This is a genomic window from Nocardioides sp. Arc9.136 (assembly GCF_030506255.1).
In the GTDB taxonomy this organism is placed as follows: domain Bacteria; phylum Actinomycetota; class Actinomycetes; order Propionibacteriales; family Nocardioidaceae; genus Nocardioides.
In genome coordinates this window covers 3,830,727-3,850,576 of the sequence record NZ_CP113431.1, presented here as the reverse complement: position 1 = coordinate 3,850,576, position 19,850 = coordinate 3,830,727, and the positions used below count along the sequence as shown (strand labels likewise).

The window sequence follows — 19,850 nt, the reverse complement described above, 5'->3', positions numbered from 1 at the left end:
CCACCTGACGAGGAGTATCTGTGGAGCTGCGGGACTACGCCCGGATCCTTCGACGACGGTGGGCGCTGATCCTCGTCGTCACCGCGTTGGTCCTCGGAGGTGCGGCGCTGCTCACCTTCACCGCGACGCCGCAGTACGCCTCGTCGACGAGCCTGTACGTCAACACCTCCGACGCCGAGAACGCATCCGAGTCCTACCAGGGCGGACTGCTGTCCCAGCAGAAGGTGACCTCGTTCGCCGAGCTGGCGAAGAGCCAGCGTCTCGCCGAGGCGGTGGCCGCCGAGCTCGGCGACGTCGACGCGGACGACCTGTCGGAGAAGGTCACGGCCGAGGTCAGCCCGGAGACGGTCATCCTCAAGCTGACCGCGACCGATCCCGACCCGGACGAGGCCCGACGGATCGCCCAGACCTACGCCGAGGCGATGACCGACCTCGTCCGCGAGGTCGAGACCGGCGACGGCAAGGACACGGCCGCGGTGAAGGCCACCATCGTCGACTCCGCGTCCGAGCCCGGCGGCCCGGTGTCTCCGCAGCCCGTGCGCAACCTCGGCCTGGGACTCGTGCTGGGCCTGCTGCTCGGGGTCGGCCTCGCGGTGCTGCGCGAGGTCCTCGACACCAGCATCTCCAGCATCGACGACCTCGGAGCGACGACCGACGCTCCGCTGCTCGGCACCATCGCCTACGACGCCTCGGCGCGGACCCGTCCGCTCATCACCGAGCTCGACTCCCACGCACCGCGGGTGGAGGCCTTCCGCGTGCTGCGCACGAACCTGCAGTTCGTCGACGTCGACCTGCCGAGCAAGGTCTTCGTCGTCACCTCTGCGCTGCCGGGGGAGGGCAAGACCACGACGTCGGTGAACCTCGCGGTCACCCTGGCCCAAGCCGGCACCAAGACGCTGCTGGTCGAGGCCGACCTGCGGCGGCCCAAGGCGTCCGGCGTGCTGGGCATCGACCACGCGGTCGGCGTGACGACCGTGCTCGTCGGCAAGGTCGCGCTCGACGACGTCATCGTCCGCCACGACGAGACCGGGCTCGACGTCCTGCCCAGTGGTGCGATCCCTCCGAACCCTGCTGAGCTGCTCCAGTCCCGAGCGATGGCCGACCTGCTGGGCGAGCTGCGCAACCGGTACGACGTCGTCATCATCGACGCTCCGCCGCTGCTGCCCGTCACCGACGCCGCACTGCTGTCGGCCCAGGCGGACGGAGCGCTGCTCGTCGTGCGGCACGGCAAGACCACGAAGGACCAGCTCACCCAGGCAGCCGAGCGGCTCAGCGCCGTGGACGCCCAGCCGGTGGGTGCCGTGCTGAACATGACGCCCGCGAAGAGCCGCCGCGGCTACGGCTACGGGTACGGCTACGGGTACGGGTACGGCTACGCGCCCGAGGCGCCCGTGCAGCCGAAGAAGAAGCGCGGACGCGGCCCGAAGGGTGAGCAGGACTGAGACCCGCCGGGCGGAACGCCGGCCCCGCCGTCAGTAGGCGCCGCGCGAGCCGAAGACCGCCCGGAGGGTCTTCACCAGGATCGAGATGTCCTGGAGCATCGACCAGTTGTCGACGTAGTAGAGGTCGAGGCGCACCGCCTCGGACCACGAGAGGTCCGACCGCCCCGACACCTGCCACAGGCCGGTCATGCCGGGACGGACGCGGAGCCGGCGAGCGGTGTCGCCCTCGTACCGTGCTACCTCGAGCGGGAGCGGCGGCCGTGGACCGACTAGGCTCATCTCGCCCCGCAGGACGTTGAAGAGCTGGGGCAGCTCGTCGAGCGAGAGGCGCCGGAGCCACCGGCCGGGCCGGGTGACGCGTGGGTCCTCCTTCATCTTGAACAGCCCGTCCTCGTAGCCCTCCTGGGCGTGCAGGTCCTGCAGCCTGGACTCGGCGTCGACCACCATCGTCCGGAACTTCAGGCAGGGGAACTCGCGGCCGTCCTGGCCGACCCGCGTCTGGCGGAAGAGCACCGGCCCCCGGTCGTGCAGCTTGATCTGCACCGCGGCGAGCACGAACAGTGGACCGAAGACGAGGATCAGCCCGCTCGAGCCGATCAGGTCGAAGAGGCGCTTGCCCCACCGCGAGGCGTCCGTCGCGCGAGGCGGGTCGATGTGCATCAGCGGGAGGCCCCCGACCGGTCGGACCCTGATCCGCTCGCTGGAGACGTCGGTGACGCTCGGTGCGACGACGACCTGGACCCGCTCGTGCTCCAGGTCCCACGCCAAGCGCCGCATCTGGGTCGACGAGCCGAGCGCGCCGCCGGCGATGAAGACCACGTCGGCGCCGGAGTCGAGCACGACGGCGGTGATGTCGTCGGAGTTGCCCAGGACCGGGATGCCGGACCTGGTCTCCTCCTCGAGGTAGTGGGCGGGGGTGAGTGCGCCGACGACGCGGTAGCCGAGCCAGCTCTCGCGGCGCAGCACCGCTGCGATCTCGTCCACGTGCGCCGGCGAGCCGGCGATGACGACCCGGTGCAGGAGGTTGCCCCGACGGCGTGCCTGGTGCAGGACCGAGCGCACCACGAACCGCCCGAGCAGCAGGGCGGGGATCCCGATCGCGAACGAGAGGAAGTAGAACCCGCGCGAGAGCGGGTAGTCGGCGAAGAAGCAACCGACGCCGACCAGTCCGGCGGCACCCAACGACCCGTTGAGCACCCGCTTGTACTCCTCGGTGCCGGCTCCGAACGCGCTGGCACCGTACGCCCCGGCGGTCACGAGCATGGCCAGCCATCCAAGGACCACCAACGGGCCGGCCGTGCTCAGGTTCTCCGACACGTCGGCGGGGCTGGGGAAGATGCCGAAGCTCTCCCGGCCCAGAGCCGCGAGGACGACCGCCACGACGATGAGTGCGAGATCCAGCACGAGCGTCGTCAGCGGCAGGTAGCGCAGGGACCGGGAGCGTACGTCGCGTCCGAGCCGCCAGCGGCGTTCAGTAGCGATGGTCATCCGGGGTCCACGCTCGATCTCGAGAGGTTGACGCGCGGCCTGGCCCGCAGCGCCCTTGCCACGGTCAGTCACCACACCCGCACACCCCGGCAGGAGAGCCATTGCTGAACGTGCTCGTCCACTCTAGGCCCCCCGACCCTCGCGCTCCGCCTGAGAGGTTAGGAGAACCCGAGGTCGTCCCGCCGGGGTGGTACGGACCGGCGACGTCGCGCGTCGCTCGAGCGCGGTGGTCAGGTCGCGGTGTCCAGCGTCATCACGGAGCGGTCGAAGGCCCCGAACGCGTCGGGGTGGACGCCCTGCCGCTCGCACCACGACTCGAAGGGTGTCGCCCACTGGTCGTCCAGCAGCTCGCTCGCGGTGTGCATGCCATTCTCCTGCGTCGCGTGCAGACCGGTGCACGGCGTCGCAGGACGCGGTCCTGTGTCCCACCGGATAACCTGCGGCCCATGAAGGTCCTCGTCACCGGCGGCGCCGGCTACATCGGTTCGACCACGTGCAAGGCGCTGGAGCAGGCCGGTCACGTGCCGGTCGTCCTCGACTCGCTGCTCACCGGTCCGCGGGCCTTCGTGGGGGACCGGGCGTTCTACGAGGGCGACATCGCCGACCGCGAGCTGCTGCGGCGCATCGCCCGGGAGCACCCGGACATCGACGCCACCATCCACATGGCGGCGCGGATCATCGTCCCGGAGTCGGTGGAGAAGCCCTACGAGTACTACCGCGACAACGTCGCGAAGTCGCTCGAGCTCTTCGACGAGCTCGACGCGCTCGGCCTGCCGCGGGTGCTGTTCTCCAGCTCCGCGAGCCTCTACGCCACCAAGGACTCCTTCGAGGTGACCGAGGAGGACCCGCTGGCGCCGCAGTCGCCGTACGCCCGGACCAAGCGGATGATGGAGCAGGTCCTCGAGGACATGGCGTCAGCGACCGGCCTGCGCGCGATCATCCTGCGCTACTTCAACCCCATCGGGTCCGACCCGGACCTCGAGACCGGCATCTACGCCCGCGAGCCCTCGCACGTGCTGGGTCAGCTGGTGATGGCGGCGCGCGGCCAGAAGGACAGCTTCACGATCACCGGCGTCGAGCACCCGACGCGCGACGGCACGGGCATCCGCGACTACATCCACGTCTGGGACCTGGCTCGGGCGCACGTGCGGGCGGTGGAGCGGTTCGACGACGTCATCGCGGCCGTCGACGCACCGAGCACCATCATCAACGTCGGCACCGGGTCGGGCGTGACCGTGCGCGAGCTCATCGCGTCGTTCGAGAAGGTCTTCGGCAAGGAGGTACCGACCACGGAGGCGCCGCCGCGCCCCGGCGACGCCGTCGGCGCCTTCGCGAACGTCGACAAGTCGCGGCGGCTGCTGGACTGGTCGACCGAGCTGTCCCTCGACGACGCCATCGCCTCCGCGCTCGCCTGGGGCGAGAAGCGACGCGAGGTCCTCGGCTACGAGTGACGCCGCTCGGGCGTCAGCCGCAGGCGCTGGCGTACGACGCCGCGGAGCGGCTGGGCTGCACCGACGGCGTGGTCCGGACGTCGATGCCCCCGGTCTGGCCCTCGGGGGTGGTCATCCGCCACTCGACGTTGGTGACCTCGCCCGGCTCGAGCTCGGCGATGACCCGGGCGACGGGCCGTCCCTCGTGCTCCGCGGCCTCCGCCCGCACGGGCCGGCCGTTGAACGTGACCTCGTCGACGGAGCCGCCGACCGGGCCGTAGAGGTATGCCACGACCAGCTGCGAGCCCACCGGAGCGCCGAACCGGCCGCCGCCGGTGATGTACACCGGCAGTCCTCCCACCGTCGCCGGGTCGGCGACCGACTCCAGTCGCAGCGTGCCGCTGAGCCGCTGCCGACCGCCACTGCAGGAGGTGGCGGCCGCCCGCACGTCGTGGCGGAGGAAGTACGACATCTTGCCGACGCTCGTGTCGTCGAGGTAGACGCCCACCTGGGGGCGTGACGTGCTCGCCGTCGGCAGCTCCCCGCTCACCGTCGTGCCGGCGAGCGCGGCCTGCTGCTCCGCGTCGAAGGAGTGCACGAGCAGTCTGCCTTCGCGTGCGCCTCGGGTGAGTGCGCGCAGCATCAGCTCCGGGTCCGCCACACCTCCGGAGACACGGTCGAAGACCGCCTTCGCGGCGGCGCGGAAGAACTCGTCCTGTGCTGCCGGGTCGGGGATCCGCACGTACACCCCGTGCAGGAGCTCGTCCACGGCGTTGTCCGCGGTGAGCTCCACTCCCGCGACCTGGACCGGTCCGGTCACCTCGAGGAGGTAGGACAGTGCGACGGGGTCGATCGAGAGCACCCCGGCCGGGTCCTCGGGCTGCGTCTCGGCCCAGCGGGCGCCGATGAGCGCCGCGGCGCGGGGCCAGTCGGGGGTGAGGTTGGCGTCGAGGACGTAGAGGCCCAGGTTGGTGCTGAACAGCTCGCGCTCCTCCGGCGTGAGCGGCAGCACCGGCTGCTCGCGACGACCCAGCGTGCTGGCGGCCACCTGCCGGGTCAGCGAGATCCGGCCCTCCTCGGTGTGGACGACCGAGACGGCTCCCGGCAGGCCGCCGGTCGCCCGGACCTCGGCGTTGTTCTGCATCACGAGCAGGTAGTCGCGGGGCCCGTCGGCACCGAGCATCACCGGCATGACCTGCAGGGCGGTCGCAGCGGCGTCCATCGCCTCCTGGGCCTCGCCCACCTTGTCGGTCAGGTCGCGGAAGCTCACGGCCAACCGGTCGACGAAGTCGTCGCTGTCGGTCCCTCGCAGGCGCTCGTCGGCCGTGGTGAAGGCCCGGTCCGCGGCAGCGACGGGGTCCTGCAGCCGCTGCAGTGCGTCGAGGTCGACCCGGGCGCCACGCGGCACGACGGAGTCGAGGTCGTCGGAGACGGAGATGAGCGGCTCGACGCCGTCGGTGCCCAACCCGGCGACCACGTCGCTGGCCAGGGCGACGCCATCGGCGTCGTCCCCGACGAAGGGCAGGTGCCCGAGCGCCCGCCAGGTCAGGCCCGAGGTCCGCTCGGCGGCGTCGGCGCTGTGGCGCTGCAGGCCGTCGAGGGCCGCGCGGGCGGCAGGGGCGTCACCCGCCTCGACTGCTGCCTGCACGGACTCGGCGTCGTCGACGACGGCGTTGAGGGATCCGTTGACCTGGTAGGCCTGCCAGCCGACCCAGGCACCGAGGGCGACGACGACGAGGGCGACCAGCGCCAGGACGGTGCCGAGACGGCGGGGTCGAGCCATGGCGCGACCCTATCGAGGGCGGCGCGCACGGGTGGGAACCGTCGCGAGGGGCGGTACGAACGACGAAGACCCCGGCCGGCGGCCGGGGTCTTCGAGGTGATCGGGTTGATCGGGCTGGTCAGCCGACCGTGATGTAGTACGTGCGGGTGATCCGCTTCCACGGGGTGTTCTCGTTCGGGATGAACTTGACGGTCACCTTGTACTTGCCGGGAGCCAGGTCGGCCGGACCCTGGATCGTGGCGGCGCCACCCTTGAGCTTCTTGGTCTTGTTCGAGACGACCTTGCCGCCGACCTTCTTCAGGATCATGCGGGCGGTGCCCTTGACCGCGGCGTCGCCGTTCGAGTCGAGCTTCAGCTTGACCTTGGGGCGCTCGCCCGGCTCGACCTGCTTGTCCTTGACGACGGTCGCCTCCGGCTTGACGCACACGCCGTAGCGGTCGCACTGCTCGGCGTTCGCCGCGGTTCCGGAGGTGCCGACCAGGCCGGCAGCCATCAGGACGGACGCCAGGAGTCCGAGAATGAGCTTCTTCATGTGGGTTTCTCCCCATGTGGCGCCCGGGGGGACGCATCGCGAGCAATGACAGATCCGATCTTTACACACCGTGGTGGCCTATATCGCATCCTGGAGAGTTACCAACAAGTAGTTCACACACGTCCTCAATGTTGGGGACTCCGTGGGCGCCCGGTGCGCGCCCCAGTGGGGCGGGCCACGCCTGCCTCAAGACTTCCGCAAGTGGTCTGGCCTACCCGGTCCAGCGGCTGCGTGAGCCGGGGTGCGGAGCGAGTGTGGCGGCCATGTTGAGGGGGATGAAGAAGTGGAGGCGCCGCGTGCGCTGCCGGATGAAGCACGGAGTGGCCTGCCCGCACGTCCGGGGCTACCACTAGGCGGGGCAGCGGCAGCCGGAGTGCTGACCGGTCTGGTCCGCCGGGGCGGCTGTCGTGCCGAGCGGCGAGATCTTACGTCACTGAAACCTTGAGTCCTTAACGTCCACGCCACGCCGCCCGCGCGGTCGGCACGAGGACAAGGACACGCATGACGACGACACCACGCAGCGCGTTGCGCCGAGCGACGGGCTGGACGCTCGGCACGCTCCTGGCGACAGGCGCCCTGACCGCACTCCCGCCGGCCCCGGCAGCCTCGGCAGCCGAGCCGATCGACGGCGCGCACTCCGCCGGCGACTCGCTCTTCCCGCACGTGGGGAACGGGGGGTACGACGCCCAGCACTACGACGTGCAGCTCGCCTGGACACCGGGCGCGACGCTGGCCGCCAGCACTATTCGTGCGACGACCACGATGACGGCGACCGCGGCGGTGCCGCTGCGCAGCTTCTCGATGGACCTCGAGGGACTGACCGTCGAGTCGGTGCAGGTCAACGGTGCGCCGGCGACCTTCACCCGCGACATCGACGCCGCCGCGATCAAGTACAAGCTCGTCGTGACGCCCTCGGCGCCGGTGGAGGGCGGCTTCACCACCACCGTCACCTACTCGGGCGTGCCGACCCGCCACGTCGACGCCGACGGCTCCTTCGAGGGCTGGAACGTCACGTCCGACGGGGCGACGTTCCTGAACCAGCCGATCGGCGCGATGACGGGCTTCCCGCACAACAACACGCCTGCCGACAAGGCGACGTACCGCTTCGCCCTCGACATCCCGAGCACGATCACGAACGCTGCCGGCACCGGCGCCGCTGCTGCCGGCAGCAACGGCGAGCTCGTGTCGAGGACGCCGAGCAGCGACGGATCCCGGACCACGTGGGTCTGGGACCAGAGCGAGCCCATGGCCAGCGAGCTGGCGATGATCACGATCGGCAAGTACGACGTGCTGGAGTCGGACGTGACGGTGAGCGGCGGGCGCGTGCTGCACGAGTGGTCGTTCGTCGACTCCGCGCTCTCGGCCTCGGCCAAGGCGACGATCAACACCCGGCGGGCGTCGCTCGGCGCCATCATCACCGGGCTGGAGTCCATCTACGGGCCCTACCCGGGCAACAGCGTCGGCGTCGTCGTGGACACCGTCCCTCGCGAGATCAGCTACGCGCTCGAGACCCAGGACCGGTCCTTCTTCCCGGGCTCGATCAGCGCCAACACCCTGGTGCACGAGGTCGCGCACCAGTGGTTCGGCAACGCCGTGTCGCCCCGTGACTGGAACGACCTGTTCATCAACGAGGGCATGGCGACCTGGGCGCCGACGTACTACAACAACGTCGTCGCCAAGACGAGTGCGACGACCACCGAGTCGACGTACTTCAGCTCGTGGAACACGAAGGCGGCCAGCAGCGCGGACTGGGCGATCCCGCCCGCCGGCATGACCGACCCGGCGACGCTGTACGAGTACCAGTCCTACACGCGCGGCGCACAGATGTGGGAGGCGCTCAAGACCGCCATCGGCGACCCGGCTTTCTTCCGCTTCGTCCGGACCTGGCAGGACCGCTACACCGGGCAGAGCCGGGGGTTCTCCGCGTTCGAGGCGCTCGCCGAGGAGGTCTCCGGTCGCGACCTGACCGCGTTCTTCCAGGACTGGGTGCTCGACGCCGACAAGCCCGCCTGGCCGGAGAAGGTCGGGCTGGGCCTCACCTCCGCGCCGGCGCCGGCCGAGGTCGACCGCGGTGACGCCATCGACTACACCCTCACCGCGCAGAACACCGGTCGGGTGCCGCTGGCCACGGCGGTGGCCTCGGTGGACCTCGCCGACCTCCTGGACGACGCCACGCTCGACGTCGCCGCGCTGCCGAGCGACCTCGCCCTCTCCGGGACGACCCTGACCTGGACGGTCCCGCCGACCGCGCTGGCCGGGACGGCCACCACCGGGTTCCGCGTCCGGGTCGACGACGACGCGAGCTCGGCGACGCTGACCGCGACGGCTCGCGTCGACACGCTCGGTGGGACCTGCGCCGCGTGCACGACGGCGCACACGATCGGGGTCGAGCCGCTCGCACCGGCCCCGGTGCCGACGGTCGACGGTGCGGCCGTCGTCGGGCAGACCCTCACGGCAGGGACGGCCGGCTGGGCCTCCGGGTCCGGCTTCGCCTACCAGTGGCAGGTCGCAGGCGTCGACGTGCCCGGCGCCACCACGGCGTCGTACGTCGTGCGGCCGAGCGACCTCGGACGGACGATCACCGTCGTGGTCACCGGCAGCAAGGTGGGCTACAGCCCGGTCACGCAGGTCAGCGCACCGACGTCCGCCGTGCAGCCCGGCGTGCTGTCCGCGCCGGTCCCGACGATCAGCGGCACGCCGGCGGTGGGCTCGCCCCTGACGGCGAGCGCCGGCGGGAGCGGCTACCAGTGGTACGTCGGCGGCCGGCCCGTCCCGGGGGCGACGTCCTCGACGTACGTCCCGGTGGCGGGCGACGTCGGCCGGACCGTCTCGGTGCTGCTGCTCGTCGACGTCTCCGGATACCTGGGTGCCGGCGCGCGCAGCGCGGAGACCGCGCCGGTGGCGCTCGGGACGCTCGAGCCCACGCCGCTGCCCACCATCGGCGGCGACGCCGTCGTCGGCGGCACGCTGAGTGCGTCGGCGGGTCCGTGGGCCGACGGCGTCGCCCTGTCCTACCGGTGGTCGGTCGGCGGGGCGGTGGTCGACGGGGCGACCGGTGCGACGTACCGGCCGACCGCCCAGGACCTCGGCAGAGCCGTGACGGTGACCGTCACGGGCACCCGTGCGGGCTACACGTCGGTGACGCGCACGAGCGCTCCCACCGCCACCGTCGCGCGCGGCACGCTGGCCGGCGCAGGCAGGCCTTCGATCGTGGGGGCCCCGAAGGTGCGCCGGACGCTGACCGCCGAGACGGGCGACTGGCCGGCGGGGACCACCGTCGCGTTCCGGTGGTACGTCGGTGGCAAGGCCGTGCGGGGCGCCACCGGACCGACGCTGCAGCTCGTCCGTGCCTTCCGCGGCAAGCGCGTGAAGGTCGAGGTGACCGCGAGCAAGCCGGGCTACACGACGATCGTCGTGCGCAGCCGGGCCACGGCGAGGGTCCGCTGAGCGGGGCCGGCCGGGAGGGCGCGGACGCCCCCCGGCCGGCCCGCACGTCAGGCCGGGCGCGCCCCCGCGCCGGCGAGCACGAAGTCGACGATGCCCGCGACCTGCGCCCGCAGGTCGTCGTCGCCGAGCGCGCGCTCGTCGCCGGAGACCAGGAGCCGGTTCATGGTGACCGCGCCGTAGAGGCACAGCACGAGGGTCCTCGCCGGCAGGTCCGCCGGGACCTCGCCGCGGTCGACGGCCCGTCGCAGGATCGGCAGGACGGCGTCGGTGTGGTGGCGGGCGACCTTCTCGGTGAACGTGCCGAGCGAGGACGGCGCGCCTGCGGCGTCGACCGCCATGCGCACGGTCGCCCAGCCGGCGGGGTCGAGGTAGTGGCGGAAGAGGTTCGTCGCGAGCGCCTCGAGGTCGCCCCGGAGGGTGCCGGTGTCGACGTCCTCGATGCCGGCGGCGCGCACCTCTACCGCGTCGAGCAGCAGGGCGTCCTTGTCGCGCCAGCGCAGGTAGACCGTGGACTTGCCGACGCCCGCTCGTCGCGCGACGGCGTCCATCGTGAAGCCGGCCCAGCCGCGCTCGCCGTACTCCTCCAGCGCGGCCTCCAGGATCCGCGCCTCCGCACCGGGCGTGCGGGGGCGACCGCGGGTGCGGCGCGGCGCGGGCTGGGGGGACGCCATGCGAACGATTCAACCACCCAGCGGCCGACTAGGTTGGCGACATGTCTGTCGGCACCGGTGACCGCGGCGCCGCGTGGTCCGCGCGGAACACGCACCACTGGGACGAGTGGCCGCTCACCGACCTCGTCGCCGCCAAGGGCGACCAGCGGGTCAGCCTCGTCGTGCCCGCCCGGAACGAGGCCGGCACCGTCGGCGACGTCGTCACGCGCGTCCGGGAGGCCCTCGTGGAGACGGTCGCGCTGGTCGACGAGGTCGTGGTGATCGACTCCGACTCGACCGACGCGACGTACGACGTGGCGACCGGTGCCGGTGCGGTCGTGCACCGCTCGGCCGAGGTGCGTCCCGAGCTGGGCTCGCGGCCGGGCAAGGGCGAGGCGATGTGGAAGTCGCTCTTCGTCACCATCGGCGACGTGCTGGTCTTCATGGACGCCGACCTCCTCGACTGGGACACCCACTTCGTCCCCGGCCTCCTCGGGCCGCTGCTGACCCGGCCGGAGGTCGCGCTGGTCAAGGGGTTCTACGAGCGGCCGGGCGCGGAGGGGCCGTACGACGGCGGTCGGGTCACCGAGCTGGTCGCCCGCCCGCTGATCGCGCTCGAGCACCCCGAGCTCGCCGGTCTCGTGCAGCCGCTGGCGGGGGAGTGGGCGGTGCGGCGGTCGCTGTTCGAGGCGCTGTCGGTGCCCACCGGGTACGCCGTGGAGCTCGCGGCGCTCGTCGACACCACCGCGCTGCTCGGCGTCGACGCGATCGCGCAGGTCGACCTCGGGCGGCGGGACCACTCGCACCAGCCGCTGCTCGACCTCGGCGCGATGGCGACGCAGATCCTCGCGGCGATGACGGCGCGCAGGTCGTCCGCCGGGCTCCCGGGCTCGCCGTCCGGCGAGCCCGAGCCGGTCGTGCTGCGGCAGTACCGGCGAGGACCGGACGGCGTCGCACCGCACGACCGCCGGGTGCTCGTCTCCGAGCGGCCGCCGGCGAGGTTCCTGGCATGACCTTGAGGCTCGGTCGGCACGAGTTCGCCGACGACGCGACGATCATGATGGCGATCGTCAACCGCACGCCCGACTCGTTCTACGACAAGGGCGCCACCTGGGCGGAGGACAAGGCGTTCGACCGGGTCGCGCAGGTGGTCGACGAGGGTGCCGAGATGGTCGACATCGGCGGCATCAAGGCCGCGCCCGGCGAGGAGATCGACGAGGTCGAGGAGAAGCGGCGGGTCGTCGACTTCGTCGCGCGGGTCCGCGCGGCGTACCCCTCCCTCGTCATCTCCGTCGACACGTGGCGCGCCTCGGTCGGCGAGGCGGTCTGCGAGGCGGGCGCCGACGTGCTCAACGACGCCTGGGGCGGGGCGGACCCCGCGCTGGTCGACGTCGCGGCCAAGCACGACGTCGCGCTGATCTGCACCCACACCGGCGGCGCGGTGCCGCGGACGCGGCCCTACCGGGTGGAGTACGACGACGTCGTCCGGTCCGCGATCGACGACACCGTGGCGTACGCCGAGCGCGCGCTCGCCGCAGGCGTCGCGCGCGAGTCGCTGGTGATCGACCCGGCGCACGACTTCGGCAAGAACACCTTCCACTCCCTCGAGATCACCCGCCGCCTCGACGAGATGGTCGCGACCGGCTGGCCGGTGCTGGTGTCGCTGTCGAACAAGGACTTCGTGGGCGAGTCGCTCGACCTCCCGGTCGGCGAGCGGCTGACCGGCACGCTCGCGGCGACCGCGGTCTGCGCGCTGGCCGGCGCCCGGATCTACCGCGTGCACGAGGTCGTCGAGACCCGGCAGGTGGTCGACATGGTCGACACGATCGCCGGACGACGGCTCCCGGCGCGGGCGATCCGGGGGCTGCAGTGACGCGCGTCGTGCTGGTGCCGGGCGTCCTCGCGCTGCTGCCCGAGCACGCCTCGCAGGTCGACCCCGTCGCCGACCTGCGGGCCGCCGCGCTCGAGGCGGTGCGGTGGCTGGGCTACGACGTCGAGGTGGTCGCCGACCCGCAGGGGGAGCGGGTCGCCCAGGCGCTCCTGGCAGCAGCGGGTGCTCGGCGGGGCGCAGGGGCGTCGTACCTCGTGGTGGGCAACGGCTCGGCCCGGCGCAGCGAGAAGGCGCCGGGCCACCTGGACGAGCGCTCCTTCGCCTTCGACGACGCGCTCCGGGCTGCGCTGGTGGCCGGCGACCTGGGCGCCTTCGACCGGACCCTCGCCGAGGAGCTGTGGGCGTCGGTCGAGGGGATCCGGCGGGCGGCCGACGTGATCAGCGGTCCGGCGACCGTCGACTACGACGACGACCCGTACGGCGTGCAGTACTGGGTCATGCGGTGGGGCTCGTGAGGGTCCTGCTCGGTCCACGGAGCGGCGACCTCGCCGACCTGTACGCCGTCCCCCGGCGACCGTGGCTGCGGGCCAACATGGTCAGCACCGTCGACGGCTCGGCCACCGGCCCGGACGGTCGGAGCGGGTCGGTCAACAACGCCGCCGACCACCGGGTGTTCCGGACGCTGCGCTCGCTCGCGGACGCGATCGTGGTCGGCGCCGGCACCGCGCGCACCGAGGGGTACGGCCCCACCGACGTGCCGGTCGTGCTCGTCTCGCGGCGGGCCGACGTGCCCGAGGGGTTGCGCGGCCACGAGGCCGGTCGGGTCCTGGTGGCGACCTGCGCGACCGCCGACCGCCTCGACGAGGCGCGTGCCCTGCTCGGCGACGAGCACGTGCTCGTCCTGGGTGACGACGCGGTCGACCTGGCCGCCCTCAAGGAGGCGCTGGTCGCCCGCGGCTCGACCAGTCTGCTCTCGGAGGGCGGGCCGCACCTGCTGCGCGACCTGCTCGCCGCGGGCCTGGTCGACGAGGTCTGCGCGACCGTGGTCCCGCAGCTGGTCGCCTCGGACGGCCCCCGCATCACGGCCGGCCCGCCCGTCGACGTACCGCTGTCCCTCGAGCTGCTGCTCGAGGAGAGCGGGACGCTACTGGGCCGCTGGCTCGTCGACCGGGGCTGAGTGCTTGGGACCGTCGCCGGCGACTCCAGCGAGGTGGTGTCCCGGTGTCGGCAACAGGCGTCGTCACACGTGCCTCGGCCGCGGAGGTCATGGAGCTTGGGCGTCGACCCCAACGGCGGGCAGGTCTGGTTCTCGCTCGCGGTGCAACGATGACCATGAGCGACCCCCCGTCGAACGGCCGGGCCGTCTCCGCGCGCCGTCGTTCTTGCCGCCCGGAGCCAGCAACTGGGCGAGGGCTCGTCGTGGTGACAGACCTCGCGTGCGCGACAAGCGGCCCGCGGGCACGCGTCCTCATCCTTCCCGACGGTAATCGAGCGGCGACGATCGTGGCTTCAGAGGGCCTCGAGACGGTGGCTCCCTGAGGAGCTACGCGCCGAAGCAGGCCGTCACCGTGCAGGGGCGGTCGGGGCTGTACTTCGTGCGAAGGACTGCGTCCCGTGCTGCGTCGAGTTGGGCGGACCGCCCCTGGCAGGAGTCACGCGGGAGCGTCGTCGATCGAATTCTCCGAGTAAGCCCATCACGAGCAGGCCCACGAGCGTGACCTGCAAGCCCTTCCCCAGCCCCTCGAACGACCCCAGGACGGCCCGTTCGAAGAGGAACGGCTGGCTCGTCATCGCGACGCCGAGCAGCATGAGGAACAGCTTCGAGCTCTGCAGCCACCGCGCAACCAGGATCGTCAAGGCGAGCATCACTAACACCTCTACGAGCACTCCGGTGTAACCGCCCAGCACCCACCCTTCTGCGGTCGGGCCCTGAGCGAGGGAGGCGCCCGGGTCTCCCGGGAGGGACAGGGTCCGCACCTCGCGACCCCACGCGTCCCCCGCCAGCGCGGCCTTGTCGCCGAGCACCTGCCGCGGCAGCAGGGACCGAAGCGCCTGCGTGACTGCCTCGCCCGGCGCAAGCCACGAGCCAGGGCCCGCGTAGTAGGAATCCGTGCTGGACTGCAGGGCGTCGAAGCGGGCGAGGATCGCGAAGAAGGGTTGAACTGCCTCCGGGTACCTCTCGCGGACCATGTCGGTGCCCGAGAGCGTGCCGACCCGGACCTTCACCAACGTGATGGCTTGGAACGCGGCGAGCCCCGCCAACGCACCGCCCAGGACGATGCGCAGGTTCAGCCGCCGACCGTCAGCGAAGAGCCGGATGAGTAGCCACAGCAGCAGAGCGAGGATCGGCGTCTTGCTGGCGTCCCAAGCGGACCAGGCGAGCTCACCGACGACGAGGCCGATCACGGGCACGGTTCGCAGTCGCGGGCCGTACAGGAGGTACACGCCTGCGGCGACGGATGCGATCACGGCACCCGTCTCCAGCAGAGTGGTCGCACCGACCGTCTGTTGAACGATGCGGAACGCCCACCCAAGGCCGTACAGCACGAACGCATGACCGGCCCGTACCGTGCCTCTGGAGCTGGCTCGCTCCTGTCCGATCCGATGGCGGCAGAAGAGCCAGGCAGTGATCACGAAGGTGACGATCCCCGTCGCGACGATGGGCAGGATCGCCCCGAGCGCCTCTGCGTAGCCCGCCCGAGCCAGCCGAACGTCGGCTAGGGGGTCGTTCTTCCCGACCGCGGGCTCGACCCACAACAGGACGAGCGGGCGGGCGACGTAACCCAGTGCTAGGTAGGCGGAGAGGACCACGAACAGCGCGCCGAGGACGCCACGCACGCGGAGGCCAATTCGAAGCAAGACCGCCAATGCGAGCACAATGGCGAGCAGCGAGCCCCACGCGGGTCCGGGCAGGGACCACGACCGGACTGCGTCCGACTCGAACAGGATGACGAGGCCTGCACCGAGTGCGAGAGCGACCGGGGCAGCGATGCCCCAGAAGACCACCCCAGCACGAGTCACAGCGCGCAGGCTATCCAACAGCGATCCCTGGCGCGTGTGCACGGCTGTGCGCCTGTTCGGTGCGCCACTCGGTCGCGCGCCCGATCGTCCAACCAGCTAGCAGCAGCCGGGAGTGACGTAGTCCGAGGCGGTGTGAACAGTCGGTGTCGGTCTGAAACGGTCGGGAGGATCCGCGAGGAGCGCTGCCGCGCCGGGAAGCACGGAGCCGGGAAGCAAGACGAGGTGTGTACGACGGACGGGTTGCACGACACGTCGGACTACCGGTCGAGCGCGATGGGAGTGGGCGAATCCGCTCCGCCGCGATGCCGACGACGAACATCGCCGAGAGGACAACCGCTGCGGGAGCAACGAACCCGTCGGCCGGTATCTCGATCTCACTGGCTCCCAGTGAGAGCTGAAGGGCCGCGGCCGCGGCGAAGGGTCAAGGTCCTAGTTCGGCCGAACTCGGGATTCAGCGTGGCCGGGAGGCCGGCGACTCTCTTTCCGGTAGGGGCCCGCGCAACCTCGCAAAGCCATACCGTTGCCGCGTGCGCGGGGGCGAAGCACGGCGAGCGAGCCGTCGACTGGATCAGCAGCAGACCGGTCGCACACTCGATCTGCGCCGGGACCTCCAGGGTGTCCGAGGCTTGGGGATCATCCTCGTCGTCGTCGGACACCTGTGGCGCTGGCCGCCTGGGGTCTACGCCATGCTCGACATGTTCTTCGTCCTGTCCGGCTTCCTGATCACCGCCATCCTCGTCAAGGCTCTCGGCAAGTACGGCCCCCGGTTCCTGCTGGTGTTCGCCCTGAGTCGCGTCCGGCGCCTCATGCCCGCGGCCGTCACCGTCGTGCTCGCCACCGTCGGCGCGACCTACCTGATCTACTCCTCGGCCCGAGGCGACCAGGTCGCAGAGGACGGCATGTGGGCGCTGCTCCTCGTCGTGAACTGGCACTTCGCCCGGAACGGGACCGACTACTTCCAGGACGACCGGACCGGCTCACCACTGGTCCACTACTGGTCGTTGTCGATCGAGGAGCAGTTCTACGCCGTCTGGCCGATCGTGATCCTGTTGCTCCTCCTGGCAGCCGTGCGGGGCAAGCGGCTCGGGACGACCGCGGTGCTCGGACTGGGCATCGGCGCAGTGACTGCCGCAGCCTTCGCCTACTCCTTGTGGCACTCCGTGAACGCGCCGACCGCGGCCTACTTCTCCACCCTGGACCGGGCCTGGGAGTTCGGCATCGGCGGCCTGCTGGCCGTCTTCGCGCCCCACCTAGCACGGTTGCCGCGACCGTCGGCGGTCGCCCTCAGCTGGGGCGGCACGCTGGGCCTGCTGGTCACGCTCTACTTCCTGCCCTACGGCGTGCCGTTCCCGGCGCCCTACGGGCTGTTCCCCTCGCTCCTGACCGGCGCGATCATCGTCGGGGGCCTGGACCGAGACACCAGCTACATCCCCCTGCTCGACAACCGCCTGATGATCTACCTCGGCGACCTGTCGTACTCGATCTACCTCTGCCACCTGCCCGTCAACATCATGCTGGTGCCCTTCTTCGCCGACGGGGCGGCTGCCTACTTCGTCGCCGCGATCGCCGGCACCGCTCTGGCCTCCGGTGTCTGCTACTACCTGGTCGAGCGACCGCTTCGCGAAGCGCGCTGGCTGATGACGAGGCCCGAACGCAGGCGTCAACGCCGAGCCGGGCGGCGCACGAACTGGACCACCGTCAGGTACGGGTGGCTGACCGTGTTCGTGTCCGCTGTGCTCGCCCTCTCGGCGGTGGCGACCCTGCGGCCCTCGGCCGAACCCTCGGGCGCCACCCCGACTGCGACAGTCGAAGACCCTGCGCCGGCTGTCGACACGAGGACGGAGGCCGAACAGGCCCAGGCCTTGGCGGTCGCGCGGGCCGTGGCCAGCGCCGACTTCCCGGCTTTCGACCCGCCCTTGGCAGATCTCACCTTCCCGAGGTGGAGCGACGAGCTCGAATCGGCCAACGTGTGCGTCGACGTCACCGACGCCAACTTCGACGACTGCCACTTCGGCGCGGCGGCGGCACGGCGAGAGGCCGTCCTGATCGGTGACTCCTTCGCCATGGCCTGGATGCCCGGCATCCGCGACGCCCTCGTGTCCGAAGGCTGGGGGCTCCAGCAGATGACCGCGCAGCAGTGTCCGACCTGGACCCTGCGCAACGGCTACGTGACCGCCGAGAACCGCCCGAACCCCAATTGCGCCGCTCAGCACACCCGCGCCGAGCAGTACGTCCGCCGCACCAGACCCGACCTCGTCATCTTGACGAGCGCCCAGTACCAGGTCCGCAACACCGAACGTCGGGACGTGCCCGACGACCCGGTCCGAGTGGCGCAGGACGGGCTCGAAGCGACCTTGCAGGCCTTGAGGCCATACGCGGATCGAGTCGTGGTCCTCGGCCCGCCACCCACCACGGGCGACCTGCTGACCTGCGTCTCGCGGATCGCAGGACCTGAGCGGTGCACCACCGAGGCGGAAGATGCCTGGGACGACCACACGGAGGGCGAGCTCGCCGCGGCCACCGCCTTCGGCGCCAGCTACGTCGGCACAGAGGACTGGTTCTGCGACGAGGACGGCCGGTGCCCGGCCTTCATCGGGGACACGCCCGTGCTCGCAGCTGGTCACCTGACACGGCGCATGTCGGAGAGCCTGGCACCGCTGCTGGCGGAGGTGCTGACCCCGGCACCCGAGGGCGGTACGAGGGCGAACGGGGAACGGTGAGTACGGGGAGCCAGCCGGGCGTTCCCCACACTCGGCCGGAAGCCGCGGACCCGGGCACGAGTTCGCGTGCGATCTCCCCGGCCGCCATGCGGCCGCCCGCCCGCTACGGGGCGGTGGGGTCGTCGAGCGGGACCGACGGGTCGACCACGGCGACGAGGACGGCGTCGGCGTACGACTCGCGCACCTCGGCGAGGTACTCGACCAGCAGGTCACGGGTGAGGTCGGCGGTGCCGACGACCACGAAGGTCTCCGCCTTGTCACCGAGGTCGAGGGTGAGCTCGTAGGCGGTGCCGTCGGCCTTCTCGGGGACCAGCTCGAGGAGCGCCTCCTCGTCCTCGACGACCGCGGGGTCCTCCGGCGCTGCCTCGGTGTCGACCAGGCAGGTCCAGTCGCGGTCGAGGGCGGCGGCGCAGGGGTCCGGCTTCGGCTCGGGCTCCGGCTGCGGGGTCGGGCTCGGCGTGGGAGAGGGCGTCGGGTGGTTCGGCTGCGGCGAGGGCGGGGGGGACGGCTGCGGAGAGGGCTGGTGCTGCGGGGGCGACGGCTCGAAGTCGGACCCCGGGGACGGCACGTGGCCCGCCACCGGGGCGTCCTCGGCCGCCTTGACCGGCTCCCACGCGGCGTCGGGCTCGGGCGAGGCGACGGTCGAGGGGGCGCCGGAGGGCGCGCCGGTGTAGCTGGGCGCCGGGACGTAGGACGTCGTCGGCGGGATGTACGGCGGCGTGTACGACGAGGGGAACACCAGCTGCGGCGGAGCGCCGGCGACCGGGCTCTCACCGACGTCGGCGACGACCGGCGGCGGGTAGAGGCCCATCGACGGCGGCACGACGTCCGCAGGCGTGTCGAAGGTCGGGGCCTCGCCGGTGGCGGGCCACACGATCGTCGACGGGTCGGCGGCGGTGACCGCGGGCGACTGCCCGTCGGCGTACAGCAGGCCTCCACCGGCGCCCAGCGTGAGCGCGAGCGCGACGGCGATCCGAGACCTCATGGACCCACCGTACGTCGGGGCTCGCGAGCCTCGGCAGGGGTTTCCCGAGGGAACACCCAACGTTCATATCCCCAGAACCGGAACAGGGTCGCCAGTGCCACGCCGACCAGGTTCCCCGAGACATTCTCGGCAACCGCCGAGGTCCAGTCGAAGACGTAGGTGCTGACCGCGAGCGGCACCAGGTTGACCACCAGCCCGGCGACGTTGACCAGGAAGAACAGGGTGTACGCCGTGGCGAGCTGCCGCCGCTCGCGCTGGTCGAAGACCCACAACCGGTTGCCGAGGAAGGCGAAGGTCGCCGAGACGACGAACGCCAGCGACTTCGACGTCAGCGGCCCCGTCTCGAGCAGCTGGCGGGCCAGGTTGTAGCAGACGACGTCGATCAGGAACGCGAGCCCACCGACGAGCAGGAACCGCCAGGCCACCCGCCCGGTGACGGCGCCGGCGGCGGGGCGGTCGGAGGTGGTGGTGGGCGGCACAAGGGAGTCGGTACCCCCGACACGCCGCCGTGGAACACACGC

General features: G+C 71.8%; 16 protein-coding genes. 8 read left to right on the top strand and 8 right to left on the bottom strand.

Annotated features, from left to right (window positions below):
• Nucleotides 1–20: 20 nt before the first annotated feature.
• The gene (locus tag OSR43_RS18600) at nucleotides 21–1,442 is read left to right on the top strand and encodes a polysaccharide biosynthesis tyrosine autokinase (RefSeq protein WP_302268264.1); all 1,422 of its coding nucleotides are present in this window, start codon (nucleotides 21–23) and stop codon (nucleotides 1,440–1,442) included.
• 30 nt (nucleotides 1,443–1,472) lie between these two features.
• Here OSR43_RS18600 and OSR43_RS18595 read toward each other — a convergent pair whose 3' ends face one another.
• Together OSR43_RS18595 and OSR43_RS18590 are read right to left on the bottom strand one after the other, a co-directional pair.
• The gene (locus OSR43_RS18595) at nucleotides 1,473–2,930 is read right to left on the bottom strand and encodes a sugar transferase (protein WP_302268263.1); all 1,458 of its coding nucleotides are present in this window, start codon (nucleotides 2,928–2,930) and stop codon (nucleotides 1,473–1,475) included.
• Between the two features lie 230 nt (nucleotides 2,931–3,160).
• Nucleotides 3,161–3,295: a hypothetical protein gene (locus OSR43_RS18590; RefSeq protein WP_302268262.1), complete on the bottom strand. Its 135-nt coding sequence runs from the start codon at nucleotides 3,293–3,295 to the stop codon at nucleotides 3,161–3,163.
• Between the two features lie 81 nt (nucleotides 3,296–3,376).
• On the opposite strand from OSR43_RS18590, the gene galE reads away from it, so the two are divergent.
• Nucleotides 3,377–4,381, top strand: a complete 1,005-nt coding sequence (galE, locus tag OSR43_RS18585) for a UDP-glucose 4-epimerase GalE (RefSeq protein WP_302268260.1) — start codon at nucleotides 3,377–3,379, stop codon at nucleotides 4,379–4,381.
• 13 nt (nucleotides 4,382–4,394) lie between these two features.
• Here galE and OSR43_RS18580 read toward each other — a convergent pair whose 3' ends face one another.
• Both OSR43_RS18580 and OSR43_RS18575 read right to left on the bottom strand, forming a co-directional pair.
• Nucleotides 4,395–6,143 carry a DUF4012 domain-containing protein gene (locus tag OSR43_RS18580; protein ID WP_302268259.1) on the bottom strand — a complete coding sequence of 583 codons (1,749 nt, stop codon included), beginning with the start codon at nucleotides 6,141–6,143 and terminating at the stop codon, nucleotides 4,395–4,397.
• A gap of 118 nt (nucleotides 6,144–6,261) precedes the next feature.
• Nucleotides 6,262–6,675, bottom strand: coding sequence for a hypothetical protein (locus OSR43_RS18575; protein WP_302268258.1), 414 nt, complete (start codon nucleotides 6,673–6,675; stop codon nucleotides 6,262–6,264).
• A gap of 501 nt (nucleotides 6,676–7,176) precedes the next feature.
• On the opposite strand from OSR43_RS18575, the gene OSR43_RS18570 reads away from it, so the two are divergent.
• Nucleotides 7,177–10,122, top strand: coding sequence for a M1 family aminopeptidase (locus tag OSR43_RS18570; RefSeq protein WP_302268257.1), 2,946 nt, complete (start codon nucleotides 7,177–7,179; stop codon nucleotides 10,120–10,122).
• 47 nt (nucleotides 10,123–10,169) lie between these two features.
• Here OSR43_RS18570 and OSR43_RS18565 read toward each other — a convergent pair whose 3' ends face one another.
• Complete coding sequence (locus tag OSR43_RS18565) at nucleotides 10,170–10,793, bottom strand: TetR/AcrR family transcriptional regulator (protein ID WP_302268256.1); 624 nt, start codon at nucleotides 10,791–10,793, stop codon at nucleotides 10,170–10,172.
• Nucleotides 10,794–10,834: 41 nt separating this feature from the next.
• Between OSR43_RS18565 and OSR43_RS18560 the strand changes: the two genes are divergently transcribed.
• The 4 genes from OSR43_RS18560 to OSR43_RS18545 are packed head-to-tail and all read left to right on the top strand — an operon-like array spanning nucleotide 10,835 to nucleotide 13,780.
• Nucleotides 10,835–11,785: a glucosyl-3-phosphoglycerate synthase gene (locus OSR43_RS18560; RefSeq protein WP_302268255.1), complete on the top strand. Its 951-nt coding sequence runs from the start codon at nucleotides 10,835–10,837 to the stop codon at nucleotides 11,783–11,785.
• Nucleotides 11,782–12,645, top strand: a complete 864-nt coding sequence (gene folP / locus OSR43_RS18555) for a dihydropteroate synthase (RefSeq protein ID WP_302268254.1) — start codon at nucleotides 11,782–11,784, stop codon at nucleotides 12,643–12,645. The genes OSR43_RS18560 and folP overlap by 4 nt, the downstream gene beginning before the upstream one ends.
• Nucleotides 12,642–13,118 (top strand): hypothetical protein, encoded by a 477-nt coding sequence (locus OSR43_RS18550; RefSeq protein WP_302268253.1) that lies wholly within the window; start codon nucleotides 12,642–12,644, stop codon nucleotides 13,116–13,118. Before folP ends, OSR43_RS18550 begins: the two co-directional genes overlap by 4 nt.
• Nucleotides 13,115–13,780: a dihydrofolate reductase family protein gene (locus OSR43_RS18545; protein ID WP_302268252.1), complete on the top strand. Its 666-nt coding sequence runs from the start codon at nucleotides 13,115–13,117 to the stop codon at nucleotides 13,778–13,780. The genes OSR43_RS18550 and OSR43_RS18545 overlap by 4 nt, the downstream gene beginning before the upstream one ends.
• A gap of 386 nt (nucleotides 13,781–14,166) precedes the next feature.
• On the opposite strand, the gene OSR43_RS18540 is transcribed toward OSR43_RS18545, so the two are convergent.
• Nucleotides 14,167–15,666: a hypothetical protein gene (locus OSR43_RS18540; protein ID WP_302268251.1), complete on the bottom strand. Its 1,500-nt coding sequence runs from the start codon at nucleotides 15,664–15,666 to the stop codon at nucleotides 14,167–14,169.
• Between the two features lie 485 nt (nucleotides 15,667–16,151).
• On the opposite strand from OSR43_RS18540, the gene OSR43_RS18535 reads away from it, so the two are divergent.
• Complete coding sequence (locus OSR43_RS18535; protein WP_302268250.1) at nucleotides 16,152–18,344, top strand: acyltransferase family protein; 2,193 nt, start codon at nucleotides 16,152–16,154, stop codon at nucleotides 18,342–18,344.
• 103 nt (nucleotides 18,345–18,447) lie between these two features.
• Here the strand turns inward: OSR43_RS18535 and OSR43_RS18530 are convergent, their stop codons facing one another.
• Nucleotides 18,448–19,329 (bottom strand): hypothetical protein, encoded by an 882-nt coding sequence (locus OSR43_RS18530; protein ID WP_302268249.1) that lies wholly within the window; start codon nucleotides 19,327–19,329, stop codon nucleotides 18,448–18,450.
• On the bottom strand, nucleotides 19,326–19,808 hold the full coding sequence (locus OSR43_RS18525; RefSeq protein WP_302268248.1) for a GtrA family protein: 483 nt from the start codon (nucleotides 19,806–19,808) through the stop codon (nucleotides 19,326–19,328). The genes OSR43_RS18530 and OSR43_RS18525 overlap by 4 nt, the downstream gene beginning before the upstream one ends.
• Nucleotides 19,809–19,850: the final 42 nt, after the last annotated feature.

Excerpts from the sequence above, each read along its gene's own strand:
- OSR43_RS18570 (WP_302268257.1), top strand. The coding sequence starts at position 7,177 with ATGACGACGACACCACGCAGCGCGTTGCGCCGAGCGACGGGCTGGACG.
- OSR43_RS18580 (WP_302268259.1), bottom strand. The coding sequence starts at position 6,143 with ATGGCTCGACCCCGCCGTCTCGGCACCGTCCTGGCGCTGGTCGCCCTC.
- galE (WP_302268260.1), top strand. The coding sequence starts at position 3,377 with ATGAAGGTCCTCGTCACCGGCGGCGCCGGCTACATCGGTTCGACCACG.
- OSR43_RS18595 (WP_302268263.1), bottom strand. The coding sequence starts at position 2,930 with ATGACCATCGCTACTGAACGCCGCTGGCGGCTCGGACGCGACGTACGC.
- OSR43_RS18565 (WP_302268256.1), bottom strand. The coding sequence starts at position 10,793 with ATGGCGTCCCCCCAGCCCGCGCCGCGCCGCACCCGCGGTCGCCCCCGC.
- folP (WP_302268254.1), top strand. The coding sequence starts at position 11,782 with ATGACCTTGAGGCTCGGTCGGCACGAGTTCGCCGACGACGCGACGATC.
- OSR43_RS18560 (WP_302268255.1), top strand. The coding sequence starts at position 10,835 with ATGTCTGTCGGCACCGGTGACCGCGGCGCCGCGTGGTCCGCGCGGAAC.
- OSR43_RS18575 (WP_302268258.1), bottom strand. The coding sequence starts at position 6,675 with ATGAAGAAGCTCATTCTCGGACTCCTGGCGTCCGTCCTGATGGCTGCC.
- OSR43_RS18590 (WP_302268262.1), bottom strand. The coding sequence starts at position 3,295 with ATGCACACCGCGAGCGAGCTGCTGGACGACCAGTGGGCGACACCCTTC.
- OSR43_RS18530 (WP_302268249.1), bottom strand. The coding sequence starts at position 19,329 with ATGAGGTCTCGGATCGCCGTCGCGCTCGCGCTCACGCTGGGCGCCGGT.